Source organism: Parabacteroides chongii, assembly GCF_029581355.1.
GTDB lineage: Bacteria > Bacteroidota > Bacteroidia > Bacteroidales > Tannerellaceae > Parabacteroides > Parabacteroides chongii.
Map to the genome: position 1 here is coordinate 1,044,494 of NZ_CP120849.1, position 19,095 is coordinate 1,063,588.

The 19,095-nt window shown below is 44.4% G+C and carries 18 protein-coding genes; 5 read left to right on the plus strand and 13 right to left on the minus strand.

The window, feature by feature from the left end:
• Positions 1-6: 6 nt before the first annotated feature.
• On the plus strand, positions 7-1,194 hold the full coding sequence (locus P3L47_RS04275) for a DUF418 domain-containing protein (RefSeq protein ID WP_277782790.1): 1,188 nt from the start codon (positions 7-9) through the stop codon (positions 1,192-1,194).
• A 130-nt stretch (positions 1,195-1,324) separates the two neighbouring features.
• Here P3L47_RS04275 and P3L47_RS04280 read toward each other — a convergent pair whose 3' ends face one another.
• The 3 genes from P3L47_RS04280 to P3L47_RS04290 are packed head-to-tail and all read right to left on the minus strand — an operon-like array spanning position 1,325 to position 2,703.
• The gene (locus P3L47_RS04280; protein WP_277782791.1) at positions 1,325-1,921 is read right to left on the minus strand and encodes a nucleotidyl transferase AbiEii/AbiGii toxin family protein; all 597 of its coding nucleotides are present in this window, start codon (positions 1,919-1,921) and stop codon (positions 1,325-1,327) included.
• Between the two features lie 8 nt (positions 1,922-1,929).
• Entirely contained in the window at positions 1,930-2,253 is a 324-nt protein-coding gene (locus tag P3L47_RS04285) for a DUF6922 domain-containing protein (protein ID WP_277782792.1), read from the minus strand.
• Between the two features lie 6 nt (positions 2,254-2,259).
• Positions 2,260-2,703, minus strand: a complete 444-nt coding sequence (locus tag P3L47_RS04290) for a helix-turn-helix domain-containing protein (RefSeq protein ID WP_277782793.1) — start codon at positions 2,701-2,703, stop codon at positions 2,260-2,262.
• 402 nt (positions 2,704-3,105) lie between these two features.
• Between P3L47_RS04290 and P3L47_RS04295 the strand changes: the two genes are divergently transcribed.
• The 3 genes from P3L47_RS04295 to uxaC are packed head-to-tail and all read left to right on the plus strand — an operon-like array spanning position 3,106 to position 6,277.
• Positions 3,106-4,149, plus strand: a complete 1,044-nt coding sequence (locus P3L47_RS04295) for a sugar kinase (RefSeq protein WP_122361359.1) — start codon at positions 3,106-3,108, stop codon at positions 4,147-4,149.
• A gap of 52 nt (positions 4,150-4,201) precedes the next feature.
• Positions 4,202-4,870 carry a bifunctional 4-hydroxy-2-oxoglutarate aldolase/2-dehydro-3-deoxy-phosphogluconate aldolase gene (locus P3L47_RS04300; protein WP_122361360.1) on the plus strand — a complete coding sequence of 223 codons (669 nt, stop codon included), beginning with the start codon at positions 4,202-4,204 and terminating at the stop codon, positions 4,868-4,870.
• A 3-nt stretch (positions 4,871-4,873) separates the two neighbouring features.
• Positions 4,874-6,277, plus strand: coding sequence for a glucuronate isomerase (uxaC, locus tag P3L47_RS04305; protein WP_277782794.1), 1,404 nt, complete (start codon positions 4,874-4,876; stop codon positions 6,275-6,277).
• A gap of 88 nt (positions 6,278-6,365) precedes the next feature.
• Here the strand turns inward: uxaC and porW are convergent, their stop codons facing one another.
• The 10 genes from porW to P3L47_RS04355 all read right to left on the minus strand — a co-directional run bounded on the left by porW (position 6,366) and on the right by P3L47_RS04355 (position 17,830).
• Complete coding sequence (gene porW, locus P3L47_RS04310; RefSeq protein WP_277782795.1) at positions 6,366-9,959, minus strand: type IX secretion system periplasmic lipoprotein PorW/SprE; 3,594 nt, start codon at positions 9,957-9,959, stop codon at positions 6,366-6,368.
• 47 nt (positions 9,960-10,006) lie between these two features.
• Complete coding sequence (locus P3L47_RS04315; RefSeq protein ID WP_277782796.1) at positions 10,007-10,813, minus strand: metal ABC transporter permease; 807 nt, start codon at positions 10,811-10,813, stop codon at positions 10,007-10,009.
• Positions 10,814-10,982: 169 nt separating this feature from the next.
• Complete coding sequence (locus P3L47_RS04320) at positions 10,983-11,402, minus strand: phospholipase (RefSeq protein WP_122361363.1); 420 nt, start codon at positions 11,400-11,402, stop codon at positions 10,983-10,985.
• Positions 11,403-11,462: 60 nt separating this feature from the next.
• Complete coding sequence (locus P3L47_RS04325; RefSeq protein WP_277782797.1) at positions 11,463-12,695, minus strand: 3-phosphoshikimate 1-carboxyvinyltransferase; 1,233 nt, start codon at positions 12,693-12,695, stop codon at positions 11,463-11,465.
• 75 nt (positions 12,696-12,770) lie between these two features.
• Positions 12,771-14,018 carry a uroporphyrinogen decarboxylase family protein gene (locus tag P3L47_RS04330; RefSeq protein ID WP_277782798.1) on the minus strand — a complete coding sequence of 416 codons (1,248 nt, stop codon included), beginning with the start codon at positions 14,016-14,018 and terminating at the stop codon, positions 12,771-12,773.
• Between the two features lie 36 nt (positions 14,019-14,054).
• Positions 14,055-15,083 (minus strand): L-rhamnose/proton symporter RhaT, encoded by a 1,029-nt coding sequence (locus P3L47_RS04335; RefSeq protein ID WP_277782799.1) that lies wholly within the window; start codon positions 15,081-15,083, stop codon positions 14,055-14,057.
• 5 nt (positions 15,084-15,088) lie between these two features.
• Positions 15,089-15,790 (minus strand): vitamin B12 dependent-methionine synthase activation domain-containing protein, encoded by a 702-nt coding sequence (locus tag P3L47_RS04340; RefSeq protein ID WP_277782800.1) that lies wholly within the window; start codon positions 15,788-15,790, stop codon positions 15,089-15,091.
• The gene (locus P3L47_RS04345; RefSeq protein WP_122361377.1) at positions 15,787-16,785 is read right to left on the minus strand and encodes a uroporphyrinogen decarboxylase family protein; all 999 of its coding nucleotides are present in this window, start codon (positions 16,783-16,785) and stop codon (positions 15,787-15,789) included. The genes P3L47_RS04340 and P3L47_RS04345 overlap by 4 nt, the downstream gene beginning before the upstream one ends.
• 6 nt (positions 16,786-16,791) lie before the next feature.
• Positions 16,792-17,460 carry a cobalamin B12-binding domain-containing protein gene (locus P3L47_RS04350; RefSeq protein ID WP_277782801.1) on the minus strand — a complete coding sequence of 223 codons (669 nt, stop codon included), beginning with the start codon at positions 17,458-17,460 and terminating at the stop codon, positions 16,792-16,794.
• 46 nt (positions 17,461-17,506) lie between these two features.
• Positions 17,507-17,830 (minus strand): L-rhamnose mutarotase, encoded by a 324-nt coding sequence (locus tag P3L47_RS04355; protein ID WP_277782802.1) that lies wholly within the window; start codon positions 17,828-17,830, stop codon positions 17,507-17,509.
• Between the two features lie 151 nt (positions 17,831-17,981).
• Between P3L47_RS04355 and P3L47_RS04360 the strand changes: the two genes are divergently transcribed.
• Entirely contained in the window at positions 17,982-18,965 is a 984-nt protein-coding gene (locus P3L47_RS04360; protein ID WP_277782803.1) for a FecR family protein, read from the plus strand.
• Positions 18,966-19,095: the final 130 nt, after the last annotated feature.

Sequence of the window (19,095 nt, forward strand, 5' to 3'; positions counted from 1 at the left end):
TATAGTATGCAACAAACAACCCTTACTAAAATCCCACGTATCGAAGTGGTAGACGCTCTGCGCGGTTTCGCTGTGCTGGCAATTATTCTCGTTCATAACCTGGAACATTTCATTTTTCCGGTTTATCCCGACCCTGCCAGTCAACCGGAATGGCTGAATATTCTAGACGAAGGCGTATTCAGCATCATCTTCTCTCTTTTTGCAGGAAAAGCCTATGCCATCTTTTCCCTGTTATTCGGTTTCACATTTTACATTCAATACACTAACCAATTAAGAAAGGGAAAAGACTTCGGGTACCGTTTCCTCTGGCGTTTACTTCTGCTGGCAGGTTTCGCGACACTAAACGCTGCCTTTTTCCCGGCGGGTGATGTGTTATTGTTATTCTGCGTTGTAGGATTATTCCTTTTCCTCGTTCGCAAATGGAATGACAAAGCCGTATTGATCGCAGCAGTCATCCTGCTACTGCAACCTGTCGAATGGTTCCATTACATCGCCAGCCTGTTCAATCCGGAATATACCTTACCCAACCTGGGCGTAGGTGCCATGTATAATGAAGTGGCCGAATATACCAAAGAAGGAAATTTTTGGAATTTCATCTGGGGCAATGTAACGCTGGGGCAGAAGGCAAGTTTGTTCTGGGCAATCGGTGCCGGACGTTTCCTGCAAACAGCCGGACTGTTTATGTTGGGATTACTGATCGGCAGAAAACAACTGTTTGTCACTTCCGACAACAATACCCGTTTCTGGGTAAAAGCACTCATCATTTCTGCCATCCTGTTCTGCCCGCTTTACCAGCTGAAAGTAATGCTTTATGACAACAGCGATGCCGTTATGATAAAACAAACGGTAGGTGTCATCCTCGATATGTGGCAGAAATTTGCTTTCACAGCCGTATTGGTTGCCTCTTTTGTACTGCTCTATCAGAAAGAATCATTCAAGAAACTCACAGCAGGATTACGCTTTTACGGTAAGATGAGTTTGACAAACTATATCTCTCAATCTATCTTGGGAGCTATTATCTATTTTCCTTTTGGATTATACCTGGCTCCTTATTGCGGATACACCGTCAGCCTGTTGATCGGCTTCGTACTGTTCTTGTTGCAGGTAAGTTTCTGTAAATGGTGGCTGAAAGGCCATAAACAAGGACCTCTGGAAGGCATCTGGCACAAGCTAACCTGGATCAATTCCAAATAGCAGAGCAAATCTGGTTTAAAACGAGCGATATTTCGTTTTAAACGGGGGTAAAGTCCGTTTTAAACCAGATTTTTTTCGTTTTAAACGAAGTTGAGGCTCGTTTTAAACGAAATATTGACTTAAAACCAATCTAACTAAATTCCAAAGGTAGAGACGAAAATATTTTATCGGGATTACTTTGCATTTCATATATTCTTTCCCTTATCATATCCCATCTGTATGAGCCATTAATCATAAGAATTGACTCATTGAAATTCACATCATCATAGTAACTCAATCCTTTTATGGCTCTTACACTATTGGAGTTACTGAATTTCTTTTCATAAGCTTTCAGCATATCGGTCAAAGAACACTGTGTAGATAAACATGCTATATCTATAAAGTCCTTCAATCGGGTACCATTATCAGCAATAGCCGACAGTTTCATTGCAGATACATCTTCAATACTATATAATCGAATCCCCTCAGTTATAATAGTATCTTTTATAAAAGGATAATCATGTCTGATACAATCTATATTTACATTACCGATCATACCTTTTAAGGTGTATCCTCTGAGATAACTACTTTTAAAGTCATATTTATCAATCAAGTATTGTTCTAAATCCGTAGCATTAAATGGAACAGGAGTAAATAAATCCAAATCAATACTCATTCGATGACCTAACAACAAAGCAAGAGAAGTCCCACCAGCAAGACTGAATGAAGAAAGTTCCGCATCTTGCATCAAGTTCTTTAAGAGTCTAAAAGTATTTGCCTCGACTGTCTCCTGGTGTAACATTTCAGTTCTTCCTTATTCAGATTAAACACATTACAAACAAATGCTATATCGATATCAGCCAACACAGGTATATTCTTTATTATTTCCCTGAAATTATCCAACCCACCATATAGCTTGATGGCAGCATAAAAGTCTTTCATCCACCCTCGTTCGATCACACGTTGTACAACAACTGTACGCATATCATACCAGTCAAAACGAGAAAGGTCATATTCCCAAAGTAAAGACTCTGAAATCTTTGCATCTTTACTTTTCTGTTCCCAGTCACTGAAAAACATAGGCTGTTATTTCTTTTCGTTCAATAATTTCTCCAATAAAGCTGCTTTCTCTTTTTCATTAGCAATCATACGCTCATATAAGGAAGCATTCTCTTTTGTGAGCTCGATAAGTTGTTCTAATGGATGAATTATCTTATTATCATTCACTTCACTGTTATAGCCTATGCCATTATTATTACTTCCATTCTCAAAATTGTTATTCTCAACAACAATTGAAATCGGTGTCTCTTCCATATTTTCAATAATTTCAGGTGTAACTTTCAGGATAGCCGCAATTTTCTCCATATATTCTTTTTTTATTACAGGCTGCTGTTCCAGTCGGGAAATACACTGTTGGTTGACGCCCAATTCATTTGCCAACGTATCCTGTTTCATACCCTCATAACGACGTATCCTTCTGACATTAGCGCCTTGATGAACATTACTATTCTTTACATTTTCCGTATTCATATTATCTTATTTTAAGAGTGAAACAAATATATGAACAAATCTCCATATTTCGACGAAGATGCAAGGATATAACAGAACGTCCCACCTTTTTTCTCATTGCACCAAAGAGTAAAATACTCACAGTCTGATTGTATTTTACAAATAAAACTGCTACAGCCTTTCAAAATTATATGCTGTATTTTGCAAAAAGAGTTGTAATGAATAAAATATATATACCACTTTTCCTGGCACTAGTCTTATCTTTACATGTTTCTCTATTGCCCTTGGAAATAAATTAGCGACTGACAAAAGAATCAAGCCATCGCCTTTTTTATTCCATTTTGTGCAAATGTTTTCGCACACACTTAGTAGGATATTAAATATAATCTACTACTTTTGCACTGGAATATAAAAGTTTATGCCATGGATAAAAAAGTAATCACCTTTGGAGAGATAATGCTTAGACTGGCCACACCAGACTATCTCCGTTTTAGTCAGAGTAATCAATTGAATGCCACCTTTGGCGGCGGCGAAGCGAATGTTGCCGTATCCTTAGCCAATTATGGCATCCCAACAGAGTTTGTCACCCGTTTACCGAAAAACGATATTGCACGCGCTTGTGTAATGGATTTGCGCAAATATGGTGTAGGCACTTCGAACATTGTTTATGGGGGTGACCGCCTGGGTATCTATTTTCTGGAAACAGGAGCCGTAGCACGTGCCAGCAAGGTTGTCTACGATCGTGCACATTCTTCTATTGCTGAAATACAGCCGGGAATGATCAACTGGGAAGAAGTATTGAAAGATGCTTCCTGGTTCCACTGGACGGGTATCACGCCGGCAATCTCACAAGGTGCTGCCGATGCTTGTCTGGAAGCAATACAGGCTGCCAACAAACTGGGTGTACCTGTATCCTGCGATATCAATTACCGTAAAAATTTATGGAAATACGGAAAAACAGCTTCCGAAATAATGCCGGCACTGGTTGCCGGATGCGACGTTATCCTGGGTAATGAAGAGGATGCGGAAAAAGTGTTCGGTATCAAACCGGAAGGATTTGACGTGGCACAGACAGCCGGTGAAGTAAATGCTGCTGAATTTGAATCGGTATGTACACAGTTGATGGCTAAATTCCCGCGCGCAAAGAAAGTGATCATCACATTACGTGGTTCTATCAATGCCAACCATAATACGTGGGGGGGCGTTTTATATGCTGACGGTAAATTGTACCAGTCACGCCGTTACGACATTACACATATCGTTGACCGTGTTGGCGGCGGCGACTCTTTCATGGGCGGTCTGATCTACGGTCTGCTTACTTATACAACAGACGACCAGAAAGCACTCGACTTCGCTGTTGCCGCTTCCTGCCTGAAACATACCATCTACGGTGATTTCAACCAGGTAACTGTCGACGAAGTGGAAAAACTGATGGAAGGGGACGGATCAGGACGCGTTTCAAGATAGTTGACAGTTGAAAATTGACAGTTGACAGTTAATATTTAAAGAATAAATAGTTATGGCTAGATTTAATAAACTACAGGTATTGAATGCGATGATCAGTACCGGCATGGTACCTGTTTACTATAATAAAGATGTAGAAACAGCCAAACAAGTACTGAAAGCTTGTTACGATGGCGGTGTCCGTGCATTCGAATTTACCAACCGTGGCGATTTCGCACACGAAGTATTTGCCGAACTGGTAAAATATGCAGCAAAAGAATGTCCGGAAATGATCCTGGGTATCGGTTCGATTGTCGATCCGGCTACTGCCGCTTTGTTCCTGCAACTGGGAGCGAACTTTGTAGTAGGCCCGTTGTTCAACCCGGAAATCGCGAAAGTATGTAACCGCCGTCTGGTTCCTTATACACCGGGATGCGGGTCTGTTTCCGAGATCGGTTTTGCCCAGGAAGTAGGATGCGACCTGTGCAAAGTATTCCCTGCCGGAAATGTGGGTGGACCTTCTTTCGTAAAGAATATGAAAGCACCGATGCCCTGGTCGCTGATCATGGCTACCGGAGCTGTAGAGCCGACGGAAGAAAACCTGTCAGGCTGGTTCAAGGCCGGTGTAACCTGCGTAGGTATGGGTTCGAAGCTATTCCCGAAAGAGGCGATTGCAGCCAAAGACTGGAAAGCGATCACCGACCTTTGTATCAATGCGCTGGAAATTATCAAAAAATACCGTTAAGCTATGAGACCATTTCTTGATTCAGATTTCCTGCTACAGACGGAGACAGCACAGAAGCTGTATCATGAACATGCAGAGAAAATGCCGATCATTGACTACCACTGTCATCTGATCCCGCAACAAATAGCCGACAATTATCAATTTGCCGACCTGACAGAGATTTGGCTGGGCGGAGACCATTACAAATGGCGTGCCATGCGTGCAAATGGTGTTCCCGAAGAATATATCACCGGTAATAAACCGGCTTACGAGAAATTCCAAAAATGGGCGGATACGTTACAGCATGCGATGCGTAATCCGCTTTACCACTGGACTCACCTGGAATTGAGCCGTATATTCGGTGTCGACAAGGTATTGAATCCTTCTACGGCACGAGAAATATACGACGAATGTACCGCCAAACTGCAAACACCCGAATTTCGCGCTCAAGCCATCATGGAACGCATGAATGTAGAGGTAGTTTGTACGACAGACGATCCGGTAGATTCGCTGGAATATCATAAAGCCATCCGTAACACCCCGTTGAAGACCAAAGTGCTTCCAACCTGGCGTCCGGACAAGGCTATGGCGATCGACAATACAGCTGCCTACAACGAATATCTGGGCAAGCTGGAAGCGGCATCCGACTTGGCGATCCTTTCTTTCAAGGATTTGCTGGGTGCTTTACAGAAACGTCATGATTATTTTGCAGCCGAAGGTTGCCGCGTATCCGACCACGGTCTGACTACGTTCTACGCAGCCCCTTATACGAATGCCGAGATTGAAGCGATCTTCATGAAAGCACGTATGAACAAGGCTTTGACAGCCGAGGAAGTAGATAAATTCCGTTCTGCCATCCTGTATGAACTGGCTGTTATGGATGCGAAGACCGACTGGGTACAACAGTTCCACATCGGTCCGACACGCAATAACAATGCCCGCATGTTCAAATTGTTAGGTCCGGACACGGGATACGATGCCATCGACGATGCACCGGTTGCCGTTCCGATGATCCGTTTCCTAAGCCGCCTGGAAGAAGAAGGCATGTTGGCAAAGTCTATTTTCTACAACCTGAATCCGAAGGACAGCGCGGTTATGATGACTACAGCTTACAGCTTCAACGACGGTTCGCTGCCTGGCAAGATGCAATATGGTGCCGGCTGGTGGTTCCTCGATCAGATACACGGTATGGAAGCGCAAATGAATACGCTTTCCGACCTGGGGCTGTTGAGCCGTTTTGTCGGAATGCTGACCGACTCACGCAGCTTCCTGTCTTATCCTCGTCACGAATATTTCCGCCGCATCCTTTGCAACATGTTGGGTAAGGAGGTGGAAAACGGTGAACTGCCTGTTTCTGAAATGCCTTTCATCGGTAAGATGGTAGAGAATATCAGTTACAAAAACGCAAAACAATATTTCGGATTTTAACCGTTTGGTAGTTTTTAGCAAATAAAAAAGGTGTATCTCATAGCATGGCTATTCTGATACACCTTTTCTTTTTATCGATTCTACCGGTTTATTTTTTCCGGTTTCTCGCTGCCGCCTCTTTCGCTTTCTGAGCTTCACGGCGAGCCTTTTCTTTCGCTTTCAGTGTCTCCTTATATGCTTTTTCTTTCAGCTTACGCTCTTTTTCCTTTTGTTTGAGCCTATCCTTATAGTCGCGTTCTTTTTGCTTACGCAGTTCTTCGCGGGCTTTCAGCTTGGCTTTGCGGTCGGCTTCTGCCTGTTTCTGCTTGTTCTTACGATCCTGCTCCAGTTGCTTTTCGCGATCGGCTTTCGCTTTCAGAAGAGCCTTTTCTTCTTCTTCCTGCTTCTTCAACAGTTCGGCACGTTCTTTCTCTTTCTGCTCCTGCAATTCTTTTTCAGCTTTCTGCTGGGCTTCAAATTCCTTGCGGGCTTCTTCCTTACGAGCTTCTTCTTCCTCAGCCTCACGCTTGCGGATAGCTTCTATTTCTTTTAAAGTAAGTTCTTTCCGCTCTTCCGGAGCTTGAACCGCAGGGACAGTATCCTGAGAAGAAGATATAATTGTCGTATCAGGTACAGAAGGCTGTACGGATACAGTATCGACCGGAATCTCTAGGGCCGGAACAGGGACAGAGACAACCGTATCCGGTACGATGGTTTCCGGAATAACAGTATCTTTTACAGCAGGCTGTTCAACGGTTTTCTCCTTTTCTTCCGCCGGAGTTTCTTTCTTACGTACCGACTTGATTTCTTTTGACGGAGTTTCACTTTCCGGCTTTTCTGCTTCTTCCGACGGTTCTTCATCCGGAGATTCCGTATCGGTTTCGTCCTGCATACGGTTCTTCCAACGGGCTGCCAGTTCCGGTGCTTTTTCGCCGAAGTTCTCTGCAAAGAAGTTGATATATTCTTCCAGTGTCTTACCGCGCATCAACGTTTCGTAGTTGTCTTCGGATATCGGAAGGATAGCGACATTCTTATCCAACGCCTGCGCATAGCCGTCCTTACCATAAATCATCTTATAATATTGCAGGATCTCTTCGATACCTGTGAATCCGCTGATGTTCAGCATGGACATCGGACCGGCTTCTTCAAAGGCGAGATCGAACTCCTTCACCATAAAGTTAGCGAAGTTATAAGCTGCCACAGCAAACAACAACTGATTCTTATCCACCGTTCCGGTCGGATACATCAGGATCATGCGATACGGAGTATTCGGCTCAGCAGTAAACGTACGGGCAGAATCGGCGGCAGACAAACTACCGTCTTCACCCAGACCGAAACGCAGGTTCCAGGTCATACCGGTTACATTGCCTTGCATCAAGGTACGGCCACGAAGGATTCCCTTCAGCATTTCACCGGCCAGCTCCGTCACATCGGCTGTAGGATATTTCTCCACCAAAGCCTTCAATGCAGTCTTGAAACCTTCTGCATCACCCGCCTGTACGTAAGTCAACGCATCCAGGAACATAAACTTAGGCATCAAAGTTGCCAACGGATATTTGGCACTGACATCGCGGAAATTCCGGCGTACGCTAACCGTATCGCTTGCCAAATAACTATTATAAGTCGCTTCGTAGATAGAATCCTGCACAGAATCCATCCTGCGTATATTATATTCATAATTCGGATCGGAAATGGCAATCGTATAATCCTCGTTCGGGAAATCATTGATCATCTTTGTCTTGTATTCAGAAGCCAAAGCCGTGTTCTCCGTGCGGAGAGCCATCAGATACACCTGATAATAGCTGTCCAGGCGATGTGAGTTATCCGGGAAACGACGTTCCAACTCTTCGAATGCCTCGATAGACAACGGCAGATCTTCCAGTTTATCTTTATAGATCATAGCCATATTATACAATCCATCCTCGATAATGATATTCGAAGCGTCCACATCTTCCTTTGTAAAAGGCAACTGCTGCAAATAATACTCGCGTGACTTCGGATCGTCGGCAGCCACACCCGGCAAACCGGCTTCCAAAGAATCAGTAGGCAAAGGTTGCCCGTCAGGACCAACAGCACCAGTTGCTCCCTCAGCCATTTCTCCTTCTTCCAAAGGTTCCTCGTTGAAGGTCGACATTTCTTTTTTCCGTCTCCGCCAGTTATCTTCCAACGCACGGCGTCCCCACTTACGCTGGAACTGTGCCTTACCCTGCGATACGGTCGAAGGATTATAGAAGTAGAAAGCTGTCCCACCCGATGAAGTCGGAAGAACAATCCCTCCCGTTTCTGTTCCCGGACGGTTTATTCCGGAGCCTTTAGCCTCCTGGTCAGCCAGGTAAGCCTCTTTTTCAGCCAGAGCTTTCGCCTCTTCTTCCTCTTTTTTTACCTGTTCGATGATTTTATCGATGACAGCCAGGCGTTCCGCTTCCGGCATCTTTGCCAACGTCTGCAAACTATCCTGCAAATGAACGGCTTCGACATGCACGACCAGTTCGTCCAAAACGGCAGAGAGCTTCGAGACACGCTTAAAATCTTTATACTCTTTCTGGATACCGGACAAAGCACCGCTAAAACAGGGCTGTGCTTTCACATAATCACGCATGGTAAAATAGATATCCCCCAATTTGATCTGACAAATCGCTTTCTCCAGTCCGTTCTGCGTACTTTTCTCAATACCCAGTTCGTAATTTTTGATCGCATTTGCCGTATCTTCCCTGTTCAGGTAGACATTTCCCAACGCATAATAAACCTGGTCCAGATAGTCTTTATTCTTATCACTCTTCGCCATCCGGTTAAGCATCTTGACCACTTTCTGATAGTTCGCGCCTGAAAAGACTTCCGTCTGACGGATACGTGCAGCAAACTCCAGCTCGTAAGGAGGGCTTGCTTTTGCCACTTCATTGAACATCTTATAGGCCAGTCCCGGCTGATCCTGCTCAGCATAGATCTGCCCCAACAGATACTTCATGCGGGTACGCTGGAGCTTGTTTTTCTCCGATTTGATAGCAGTCTTAAAATAAGGGACAGCGTCATCATACTGCTTGCTTTTCACCAGATAATCGGCATAGACGGCTGCATACTGATTCAGATTCTTCCGGGGAATCCCATTGGTATTCAGCTTACTTAAAATATCTTCGGACTCATAGAACCAGCCCATCTCCGAATAACAGCGGGCCTGCCACAAACGGGCTTCGGCTACCACTTCTTCGTCTTGCACATAATGGCGGGCAATATAGGAAAAGGTAGCGGATGCCTGCAGGAAGTCGGCATTATAGAACTGCCCCTGCCCGATCAGCAGCCAGCATTTTTTCAAAAAAGGATTGTATTCTTCCTGTTCCTGAAGAGCACGTTGCTTGGGGTCGTTGCGCCAGCCCGGCTTCTTGGCGGGTTTGGCTTTAATGGAGTGAAGTTTGATGGCTTTGTTGCCTTTTTCGATAGCACGGTCGAAAGGACCGCCGGTCTCTTTCTTGTCTTTGGGTTGCGCACTGATCGGGTACATGTGGATCATTTCGGAATAGCTTTCCTTATATCCGGTCTGCATGGAGTTCAAAGCTTCGTCAAAAGAAGTCTTCCCGTTAAAATAGATATTATAACGGGATGTAAAAGAATGGTAGAACCGGCTTGCCTTGGTGTTTTTCTTCGTACTGCACGACCAAAGCAAGAGTACCACGAATAATGAAATTATATAGTAAAAACCTTTCTTCACGTATTATGTGTGCTCTTTATCATATAATAAACTGGAAAGAAACCGTTTTATTGCCTTTTCATAAAGAATAATACAGCTTTAAGGATCAAAAAGATCATTACCAGCACCAGGATTATAAAAGCCCCCGAAGGTACGTTCAGGAAATAGGAAAGGACCAGTCCGGTCACACAGCTCAGAAAACCAAGACCGATACTTCCCCAGATGATCTTTTTAAAATCGGAAGTAAACAGATTGATCGTTATCTGCGGCAAGGTCAACAGACTCATCAACAACATAATACCAACTAAACGAATAGAGAGTACGATAGTCAGTGCAATGAAAAACATCATCATATACTCGATCCATTTGACATGGATATGCTGTGTCTTGGCAAAGTCGCTGTCGAAAGCGACATAAACAATTTCGCGCAGGTAAAGGGAAAAGACAGCAATCAGTAGCACTGCCAGTGCAGCCACCCAAATTATATCTGCCATGGAGATCGTCAGGATATTACCGAATAAGTAAGCAGAGAGGTTCGGTGAATAGCCGGGGGTCAGAAAAATGAAGATGACACCCAACGCCATTCCTAAAGCCCAGACACCGGCAATCGCCGAATCCTCGCGGACGTTCTGCGTCTTACTCGCCCACTCCACCCCAAAAGCGGAGAGAACGGAAAACACCATCGCCATCAGGATCGGATTCATACCCAAATAGAAACCAAGCCCTAAGCCTCCGAAAGAGGCATGCGTTATTCCTCCGCTGATAAATACCAGCCGGCGGGCAACAACGTAAGTACCGACAATACCGCAGGTGATGGCAGTAAGCAAGCTACCCAGCAAAGCATGTTGAAAAAAAGTATATTGTAATAGATCCATATTCATTCCGTATGATGGTTCGTCTTATTTGTGCTATCTTTTCTTTATATCCGGTACGAGGCGCTGACAGTTTCACCCTAATGAAACAACTGTTTCTCCTAGGTGAAACAAGTGTTTCATTAGGGAGAAACAATCTTTATGCCGAATACTTGTTGACATTCTCTACCGTCTAATGTATTCTTCTCTCACCGACAATCAGAAATGCTTCATCCTTCAGTGCATCGGGCAGGTTCACGCCACGAAGTTGCAGGCTACGGAGCCATCCGGCTACCTCTTCCGACTGCAAAGTATAAAGCACCTCGCGGAACTCATCGACAGCATCCTCTTCATACTCATCTCCCTCCAGTCCCCGGAAACGATCCAGTTCCTCATCGTCATAATATTCAATCTTTTTGCTGACGGCAGCCAAGAGGCTGTCGCGTTCGCAGGTCTCATGCTGGCCGCAACATTCTTCGGGAATCTCACGTGCTTCGGGTATTTCACTGATCTCCCCGCGTTCCAGCATCTGCTGCAATTTCTTATTTCGAAAATAACCGGCTATGGCGGCAATAACGCCCAGCACGATTATGCCTATGACTATGTACCACATGTTAGTTGACAGTTGACAATTGACAGTTGACAGTTATAAGTGCCAAGGCTGTCGGTTGTGTTATTGAATTTCCATTATATTAAATCCGGCCTGCTTCAAGTCTTCCCAATAGGCCGGATAACTCTTTGTCACCACTCCCGGCTCGGCAACTTGCAGTCCCAGCGGCAATACTAGTGCTGCCGGGGCAAAAGCCATTGCCATCCGGTGATCTTCATAAGTGGCGATAACCGGATCTGCTTCCGGTTCGCACCGTTCCCCGTTCCATTCCAGGATACTATCGTTGCTGTCGATCAGCAGGTAACCGAGTTTACGAAGTTCTGTTTTCAGAGCTTCGATACGGTCGGTCTCTTTTATCTTCAGACTCTGAAGACCGGTGAAGCGGAAGGGGATATTTAATAACACGCAGCAGACAACAAAAGTTTGAGCCAAATCCGGTTCATTGACGAAATTATAAAGTAACTTCTTTGCCACATTACCTGTATGTTTCAACCGGACACCCTGATCCGTAAAGATCGTTCCGACACCCAACTGAGCGAATAGCTTCGCTCCGGCAGCATCGCCTTGCAGACTGTTTTTGAAAAGACCGAGCAGCTCTATTTCTACGTTTTTGGACAAAGCCATGATGGAATACCAATAAGAGGCGGCACTCCAGTCAGATTCCACGGTAAAACGGATCGGTTTATATTCCTGAGGAAGAATCTTGATGGTTTGTCCGTTCCAGGTTGCTTTCACCCCGAACTGTTCCATCAATTGTAATGTCAGATTGATATAAGGACGGGAGATAATGTTTCCTTCGAGGTTAAGCGTCAAGCCATTCTCCATCAACGGAGCGATCATCAATAAGGCAGATATATATTGCGAACTGATACCTCCAGCCAATGAAATCTCGCCTCCCTGCAAAGCACTTCCGAAAATACGCAAAGGAGGATAGCCTTCTTTTTCGATATATTCGATACGGGCACCTAAAGAATTCAGAGCATCGACCAACAGTTTGATCGGGCGGTTCTTCATCCGTTCTGTTCCGGTGATCGTCCATTCACCCACTATTTTAGAAAGGAAAGCGGTCAGGAAGCGCATCGCCGTCCCGGCTGCCTTTATATCGAAATCACGACTATCGGAGTTCAGCGCCCTGACCATCACCTCCGTGTCATCACAATCGGAAAGGTTCTGTATATCGTAAGGACTATAACTCAGGGCATTCAATATCAATGCACGGTTACTGATGCTCTTGGAAGCAGGAAGTTGTACGGAAGCCCGGATAGCTCCCTCCGGGCTTTTTATGAGATATTTCATTGCTTTTGTCTGTTCTTTAAATTAGAAGACAAAAGTACGGAAATTATTCTACTTATATGCAAAATGAAGCTCAGTTCACCTGTCATTAAATTCTTTTACCGCATCAAACATGGCGATAATATTTTCCGGTGGAACATCCGGAAGTATATTATGTACAGTATTAAAGACAAAGCCACCACCGGACGACATGATCTCCAAACGCTCCAACACCTGTTCACGCACCTGATCCGGCGTACCGTTATTCAATGTACCGACGGTTTCTACGCCACCGCCCCAGAAAGTACAATCCTGTCCGAATTCTTTTTTCAGGAACTCAGGGGACATATCCACGGCATTGGTTTGTACCGGGTTGAATACTTCGATCCCTGCCTCGATCATATGGGGCATCAATGAAGAGATAGAGCCACAGGAATGGATAAAAGTATGCATCTGGCTATGTGATTTGACATAATCACATAACTGCTTATGGCGGGGTTTGAAAAGAGTCTTATAAGTATCCGGATCCATGAACGGACCGGTCGTCATTCCGAGGTCATCCCCGAAACGGATAATGTCTACTACGTCACCGACCGAAGCACAGACCTTTTCCAGTGTTGCCAGGTGACGTTCCAGTAATTCATCCAATACACGCTCCACCTGGTCCGGATCACAAAGCAGGTCCATCAGGAAATTATCCATCCGGCGCAGGAAAGTTCCCCATTCAAAAAGGTTACAACCGCAGACGATCATCAATGCCTTATCCGTTGTTTCCCGCAAATGCAAAGCATTTGCTCTCAACTGCTCCCAAAAACCATCATCGGCAGCATGATCCCAGGGACTGTGCACGTAACGCGACCAAAGGACACGCCCCATCTCGTCATCCAGACTATCATAGCTGTCGGGATAGCCATCCACATAAGGGAAATAAGACTGGTCAAAGAAGGTGGCACCTTTCGGCATCATTGCCAATACCCGCTTTCCGTCCGTATCATAGCAGTGATAAGAGCCATTCGGCTGTTCTATCGGGTGGAACCAGGCAGGATATAAAGCCTTATCTCCGTTAGCCAATATTGTTTCGTGCCAGTCGGATGGTTGTACATTAAACGTCCGCCCAATATCGAGGACATCGATACCGAACTGATCGATCAACGACATATCCGGTTGTGCCAGTTGTTGCACGACGTCGTATATTTGCACCGGCAAATCGGTCCGTCCTAAATGTTTCAGCAAATTGGAGTAGGCAATTGCCGAGATACCTGAACTGGGAGTTGCTCCCATATCGACCGGAACACGGTCGAGCTCTTTATGAGCTATAGCTGATAAAACACGTTCTCTTGAAGTCATAATTCTCAATTCTCAATTTTCAATTTTTAATTCCCCTCACTCTCCTCCGCTCATCCCTATCACGAAAGAAGCAATCACTAATACAACCAGTCCTGCATACATCCAGGCTTTTGTCTTTGTATCCGTAGCTTTCCATTCTCCGCGATACAATCCCCAAAGGGTGGCAAAGACAATGGTCAGCGACATCATAATTCCCCAAGCCGTAAACGAGAACTCACCCATCCGGCTTTTCCCCATACCGAAAAAGATAAAGTTGATAAACCAAAGAAAGCCCGCCAAAGCACAATAGAGATAATTACTCAAAACGCCAACCTCCTTTGTTTTCATAAAGGCTTTCAGGTTATTATTCCTCTTCGACAGAAACAGGCACCATAACGCAGTAGCCAGAAAAGAGCCACCAAACAAAATAGGAAAGACAGGCAATGTCTGGAACAAGGGATTGACACCCGAAGCAATTATTGCAGACGAAATTTCTGCACCCAGCTCTATTCCTAAGGCTTGTGACGCACCGGTTATGCCGACGAATAGAACCAATAGCAATCCTTTCTTGAAATCAAGTTCCGGATTCGCTTCCGGTCCGGCTCCTTTATCTTTCCGATAACCGGCATATCCACTCAAAGCTATACCGACTGCGGCAATCAACAGACCTGCTATCAACATCGTTCCACCGGATTGTTGCAGAAGAACGCTCAACCGCCCGTCAATAGCCGGAGGAATGATCGTCCCCAGTATCATCATCAACCCCAAAGAGAGCGAGAAGCCCAACGAAAGTCCCAGATAACGCAGGGAAAGTCCGAATGTCAGATTACAAATGCCATAGATAAAACCTAATATAAAGATCCATCCCAATGTCTGTGCCGGAATCCCAGACAGCACATTCATAAAGCCCGGACAAAAAACATAACATGCCACTACAGGGACAATCACATAAGCAAACAAACTATATATCAGCCAATAATTCTCCCAAGCCCAGTTACGGGTTCTTCCGAAGGGAATCGAAAAACTTCCTGAGGAGAAAGCTCCCATAGCAATCAGCCCGATTCCAAATAATAATTCAAATGTCATAACTCTTATTGGTTTTTCTTTCTAATATTCCGATACGCACAAGAGGTACTGTTGCAAATGTCACAGCCATAAGATCGTTTTCTAACCTCATCCCCTATTCCTATAATTCCGCTAACCGATTTGATCGGCTGCATCAGGCAAGATTCATTGATCGTGATCCCGGTCGGATGATCGCCGATATAGGCAAACAGATCACGCTGTCCAGAGAGTGGCCATTCGCAATAACCGGGACTATAACGGTTCGTGATCTTCTTCCCCTGGTTCATCATCTCCTTTTCCAAATACAGCTGCACCTTATCCATCGCATTTTCAACGGTTGCCGAGCCAATCGACTCGACCACAAATGCTTCCAGAAAATCGCTATTCTGTTGATAGGCATGCGACAACTCAGTAAAAGTTTTCCCCGCCGTACAAAGAAATAAAGCGATCCGATCAGCTCCTTGCATATAACCACTGATTTTACGTCCTGTATGCAAACATCCCGAAGAACCATTGACTATTCCTTCTTTTACATTTACTTCCGGACAATCCAGCAGACGATATCCTCCGATGATCTCTTTCGAATCTTTCAATTCGTCAAAGGTTCTCTCCACAATCTCCGCAACGAGAACATAACTCTCCGAATCGGGAATCTGGAGGTATTCCATCAATACCGGTATTTCCGGACGAACCTCTTCAAACGAAAATGTATATGACCGGAACATCATCTTCCTTTATTAAAATCAGCTATTGCCTGATAGAACGCTTTGATATTCGCATCCGGAACCAAAGGTGGCATATCACAACCGGAAGAGATAACAAAGTTTTTATACTGCGATGTTTTTGATAATAGATCGGCTGTAGCCCGGTACACCTCTTCTGAAGTGGCTTGCTTCAGGATACCGACAGGATCGATGTTTCCCATCACGATAAGGTCTGACGGACATTGTTCCAGTGTCTCAACCATATCCACTGCATTTCCGAAATGTAAAGCTGCGGCTCCGGAATCGATCATTGCTTGGGTGCATTGTCCTCTATTTCCGCAATTATGTAAGATCACAGTAAAGTCTTCATCCTGTACCGCCTCCACTATCTGCCGGACATAGACAGTCGAATACTCCTGACAGTCCTCATTGGAAAGCAACCCGGCAGCCGGTTCAGCCATAATCACACCTGTTGCGCCGATCGCTTTCAGTTCCCGACAATAAGCGGTAATATAAGCTGTACATTTATCCAATAATGTTTTTATCACATCCGGTTCGATATAAATACCGACCATAATTTCTGACATATCGTAGAGCCTACCCGCCAAAGAGAAAGGACCGATACAACCGGACAGGACAGGTTTGTCTTTTATGTTTTCAACAGCCAGGCGGTTTGCTTTCAGGTATTCCGGCATTCGGCCGGCAGATAAAGAGGGAACCTGCAGATTGTTCACGGTATCTTCATCATATACCAGTCTGCCCGTAACACTAGGCACTTCATGTTCCGGCATATTGATCGTACAACCAAAGGCCTCTGCCTCGACTGTCAAATCCATAATGACGGTACAAGCTGTTGTATGGTAAGTTTCCGTCACATTCCTGATTGCCTGATAGTGCACATTTCCATCCGTAACAGCGTCGATCACCTTCTTCCCGATCGCTTCAATACCGGGATGGGTCATAATAGGGATAGCGATCCGTTTGTCACTATCCTGTAATTGTTTGATAAACTTATTCATACGTTATCAGGCTACGATTGAATCCAACCAGTTAATATTATCCTGCGGATCACGGGCATAAGCATCCGCTCCGATCTTTTGTGCAAACTCTGCATTCAACGGAGCTCCACCGACAACGACTTTAGTCTCGGGATATTTTGCCCGGATAGTGGCGATCATCGGTTGCATATTACTCATGGTTGTAGTCAGCAAGGCAGACATGCCGCAAACAGCTCCCGGATGTTCGTCCAATGCCTGAATATACTTCTCGGCCGGCACATCCGTCCCCAGGTCGATCACTTCCCAACCGGAACCTTCCACCATCATACCCGTCAGGTTCTTGCCGATATCGTGCAAGTCGCCCATAACGGTACCGATAACAAATACTCCTTTACGTTTGATCTCACCATTCTGAAAATAGGGTTTCAGGTGTTTCATGGCACTGTTCATCGCTTTAGCCGACAGCAACATCTGCGGTACGAATATCTTTCCTTCCGTAAACTTATTACCGACCCGGTTCATTGCCGGGATCAGAGCATCATTCAGTACCGATTGAGGAGATAAGCCGCTCTCCAAAGCCTCACGGGTCAGTTCATCCGCACCGGGCAACCCTTTCATTGCCGGCGGATAGGGCGACGCCAAATTGATCTTGCCGAATTCCACGCATTCGCCAAGTTTACTAATAATGTCATTCATGTTCAATAATATTTAAAGCTTGTTTATTTCGAAAGAGGCACTATATTCAGTCCGTATGGAAAACTTCTTCCATGGCCGCCCACCATTCTCCGGGTGCACGATTCTCTATGGGTTGCTGACAGGGATCAGTGAGTTTCCACCATTCCTGTGTGGTCGGATCGGCAGCCATTCGTTGCATATCCTTTTCATAGTCATTTCCGATATATTCATAATAGCTATACAGCAGCCCGTCTTTATAATAAATTGAGTAATTGCGGATATTACACTCGCGGATCATAGCCAGTACCGCCGGCCATACGGCAGCATGTAATTTCTTGTATTCCTCCAGTTTTTCCGGCTTTATACCGATAACACTTCCATAACGTTTCATATTCTTCAGTCTATTAGATTAAGTATGAGCAAAAATAGCAGAAGTAAAAGAGTTGAAGTTTTCAATTTGCGTGGTTCTTTTGACTGTTTCCGAGATTTGAAAAATTACTTAGTTCATAAAGGACTAAGTCACTAGATGCAATAAATAAAAAATGACCCCGGAGAACGAACATATAAAACTAATCATTGGATATCTGCAAGGAACACTTGCGTCAGATGAAAATAATCGTTTTTACTCGTGGATAAATGAGAGTGAAAACAATAAAAAAGAATTCTTCGAAGTAAAAGCGATGTTTGATGCCGGAAAATCCACGTACAGTACACAAGCGGTCAAGGAGAGCTGGGATCGTCTATTAGATAAAAGAAGATCAAGACAACATTTCAATATATGGCGACAAGTCGGTAGCTATGCCGCAGTAGCATTAGTTGCTGTTATTTTAAGTTCAACCTTTTTCTTCTCTTTCTTTAAAGATGAAAAGAAAGGTTTCTATACACGATATATAGGAGGAGACGGCCTGGAGGCCGATGTCGTAGAATTACCAGACGGTACACATATCAGTCTCGGTTCTAAAACGACCTTTCATTATGACAAAGATTACGGTAAAGACAAACGTATCGTATATCTGGAAGGAGAAGCCTATTTTGAAGTAGCCAAACAAAAAGACAAACCTTTCATAGTGAAGACTAAAGAACAGGATATAGAAGCACTGGGCACAAAGTTCAATGTAATGGCTTATCCGCTAGATTCATTGGTGATAACCACATTATTGGAAGGTTCTGTTCGATTGACAACAATGAATCTGTCCCAGTCAACAATAATGAAGCCCGATCAACAGATTGTATATAATCGTAATACAAAACAATCTTCGCTTCAACATGTAGATGCCAGACAGTTTACTTCATGGACGACAGGATATTACTATTTCTCCGAACAAAGCCTCAAAGCGATCCTTGACAGGCTGAGCCATGTTTACGGTGTCAAATTCACTGTCCTATCGGAAGATTTATACAACCGTACATTTACAGGTACTTTTTATCGGGGGCAAAGTATAAAAGATATTATGGAGATAGTCAATTTATCCATACCGATAAAATACAAAATAGAAGATCATCATGTAACCATGAATGAAATATAACTAATTGTTAATCTTTAAATTGTAATAATCATGAGTGAGTAGAAAGAAAAAAGAAGAAGGGAAAATCTTGCCGGATCCTCCCTTCTGAAATGTGTGATTCAATTAAACTTCCATTGCCGTGGAATTGATG

What these genes read in the sequence shown, in the direction of transcription:
- P3L47_RS04275 (WP_277782790.1), top strand. Translation starts at nt 7, where the DNA reads ATGCAACAAACAACCCTTACTAAAATCCCACGTATCGAAGTGGTAGAC.
- P3L47_RS04280 (WP_277782791.1), bottom strand. Translation starts at nt 1,921, where the DNA reads ATGCAAGATGCGGAACTTTCTTCATTCAGTCTTGCTGGTGGGACTTCT.
- P3L47_RS04285 (WP_277782792.1), bottom strand. Translation starts at nt 2,253, where the DNA reads ATGTTTTTCAGTGACTGGGAACAGAAAAGTAAAGATGCAAAGATTTCA.
- P3L47_RS04290 (WP_277782793.1), bottom strand. Translation starts at nt 2,703, where the DNA reads ATGAATACGGAAAATGTAAAGAATAGTAATGTTCATCAAGGCGCTAAT.
- P3L47_RS04295 (WP_122361359.1), top strand. Translation starts at nt 3,106, where the DNA reads ATGGATAAAAAAGTAATCACCTTTGGAGAGATAATGCTTAGACTGGCC.
- P3L47_RS04300 (WP_122361360.1), top strand. Translation starts at nt 4,202, where the DNA reads ATGGCTAGATTTAATAAACTACAGGTATTGAATGCGATGATCAGTACC.
- uxaC (WP_277782794.1), top strand. Translation starts at nt 4,874, where the DNA reads ATGAGACCATTTCTTGATTCAGATTTCCTGCTACAGACGGAGACAGCA.
- P3L47_RS04315 (WP_277782796.1), bottom strand. Translation starts at nt 10,813, where the DNA reads ATGGATCTATTACAATATACTTTTTTTCAACATGCTTTGCTGGGTAGC.
- P3L47_RS04320 (WP_122361363.1), bottom strand. Translation starts at nt 11,402, where the DNA reads ATGTGGTACATAGTCATAGGCATAATCGTGCTGGGCGTTATTGCCGCC.
- P3L47_RS04325 (WP_277782797.1), bottom strand. Translation starts at nt 12,695, where the DNA reads ATGAAATATCTCATAAAAAGCCCGGAGGGAGCTATCCGGGCTTCCGTA.
- P3L47_RS04330 (WP_277782798.1), bottom strand. Translation starts at nt 14,018, where the DNA reads ATGACTTCAAGAGAACGTGTTTTATCAGCTATAGCTCATAAAGAGCTC.
- P3L47_RS04335 (WP_277782799.1), bottom strand. Translation starts at nt 15,083, where the DNA reads ATGACATTTGAATTATTATTTGGAATCGGGCTGATTGCTATGGGAGCT.
- P3L47_RS04340 (WP_277782800.1), bottom strand. Translation starts at nt 15,790, where the DNA reads ATGATGTTCCGGTCATATACATTTTCGTTTGAAGAGGTTCGTCCGGAA.
- P3L47_RS04345 (WP_122361377.1), bottom strand. Translation starts at nt 16,785, where the DNA reads ATGAATAAGTTTATCAAACAATTACAGGATAGTGACAAACGGATCGCT.
- P3L47_RS04350 (WP_277782801.1), bottom strand. Translation starts at nt 17,460, where the DNA reads ATGAATGACATTATTAGTAAACTTGGCGAATGCGTGGAATTCGGCAAG.
- P3L47_RS04355 (WP_277782802.1), bottom strand. Translation starts at nt 17,830, where the DNA reads ATGAAACGTTATGGAAGTGTTATCGGTATAAAGCCGGAAAAACTGGAG.
- P3L47_RS04360 (WP_277782803.1), top strand. Translation starts at nt 17,982, where the DNA reads ATGACCCCGGAGAACGAACATATAAAACTAATCATTGGATATCTGCAA.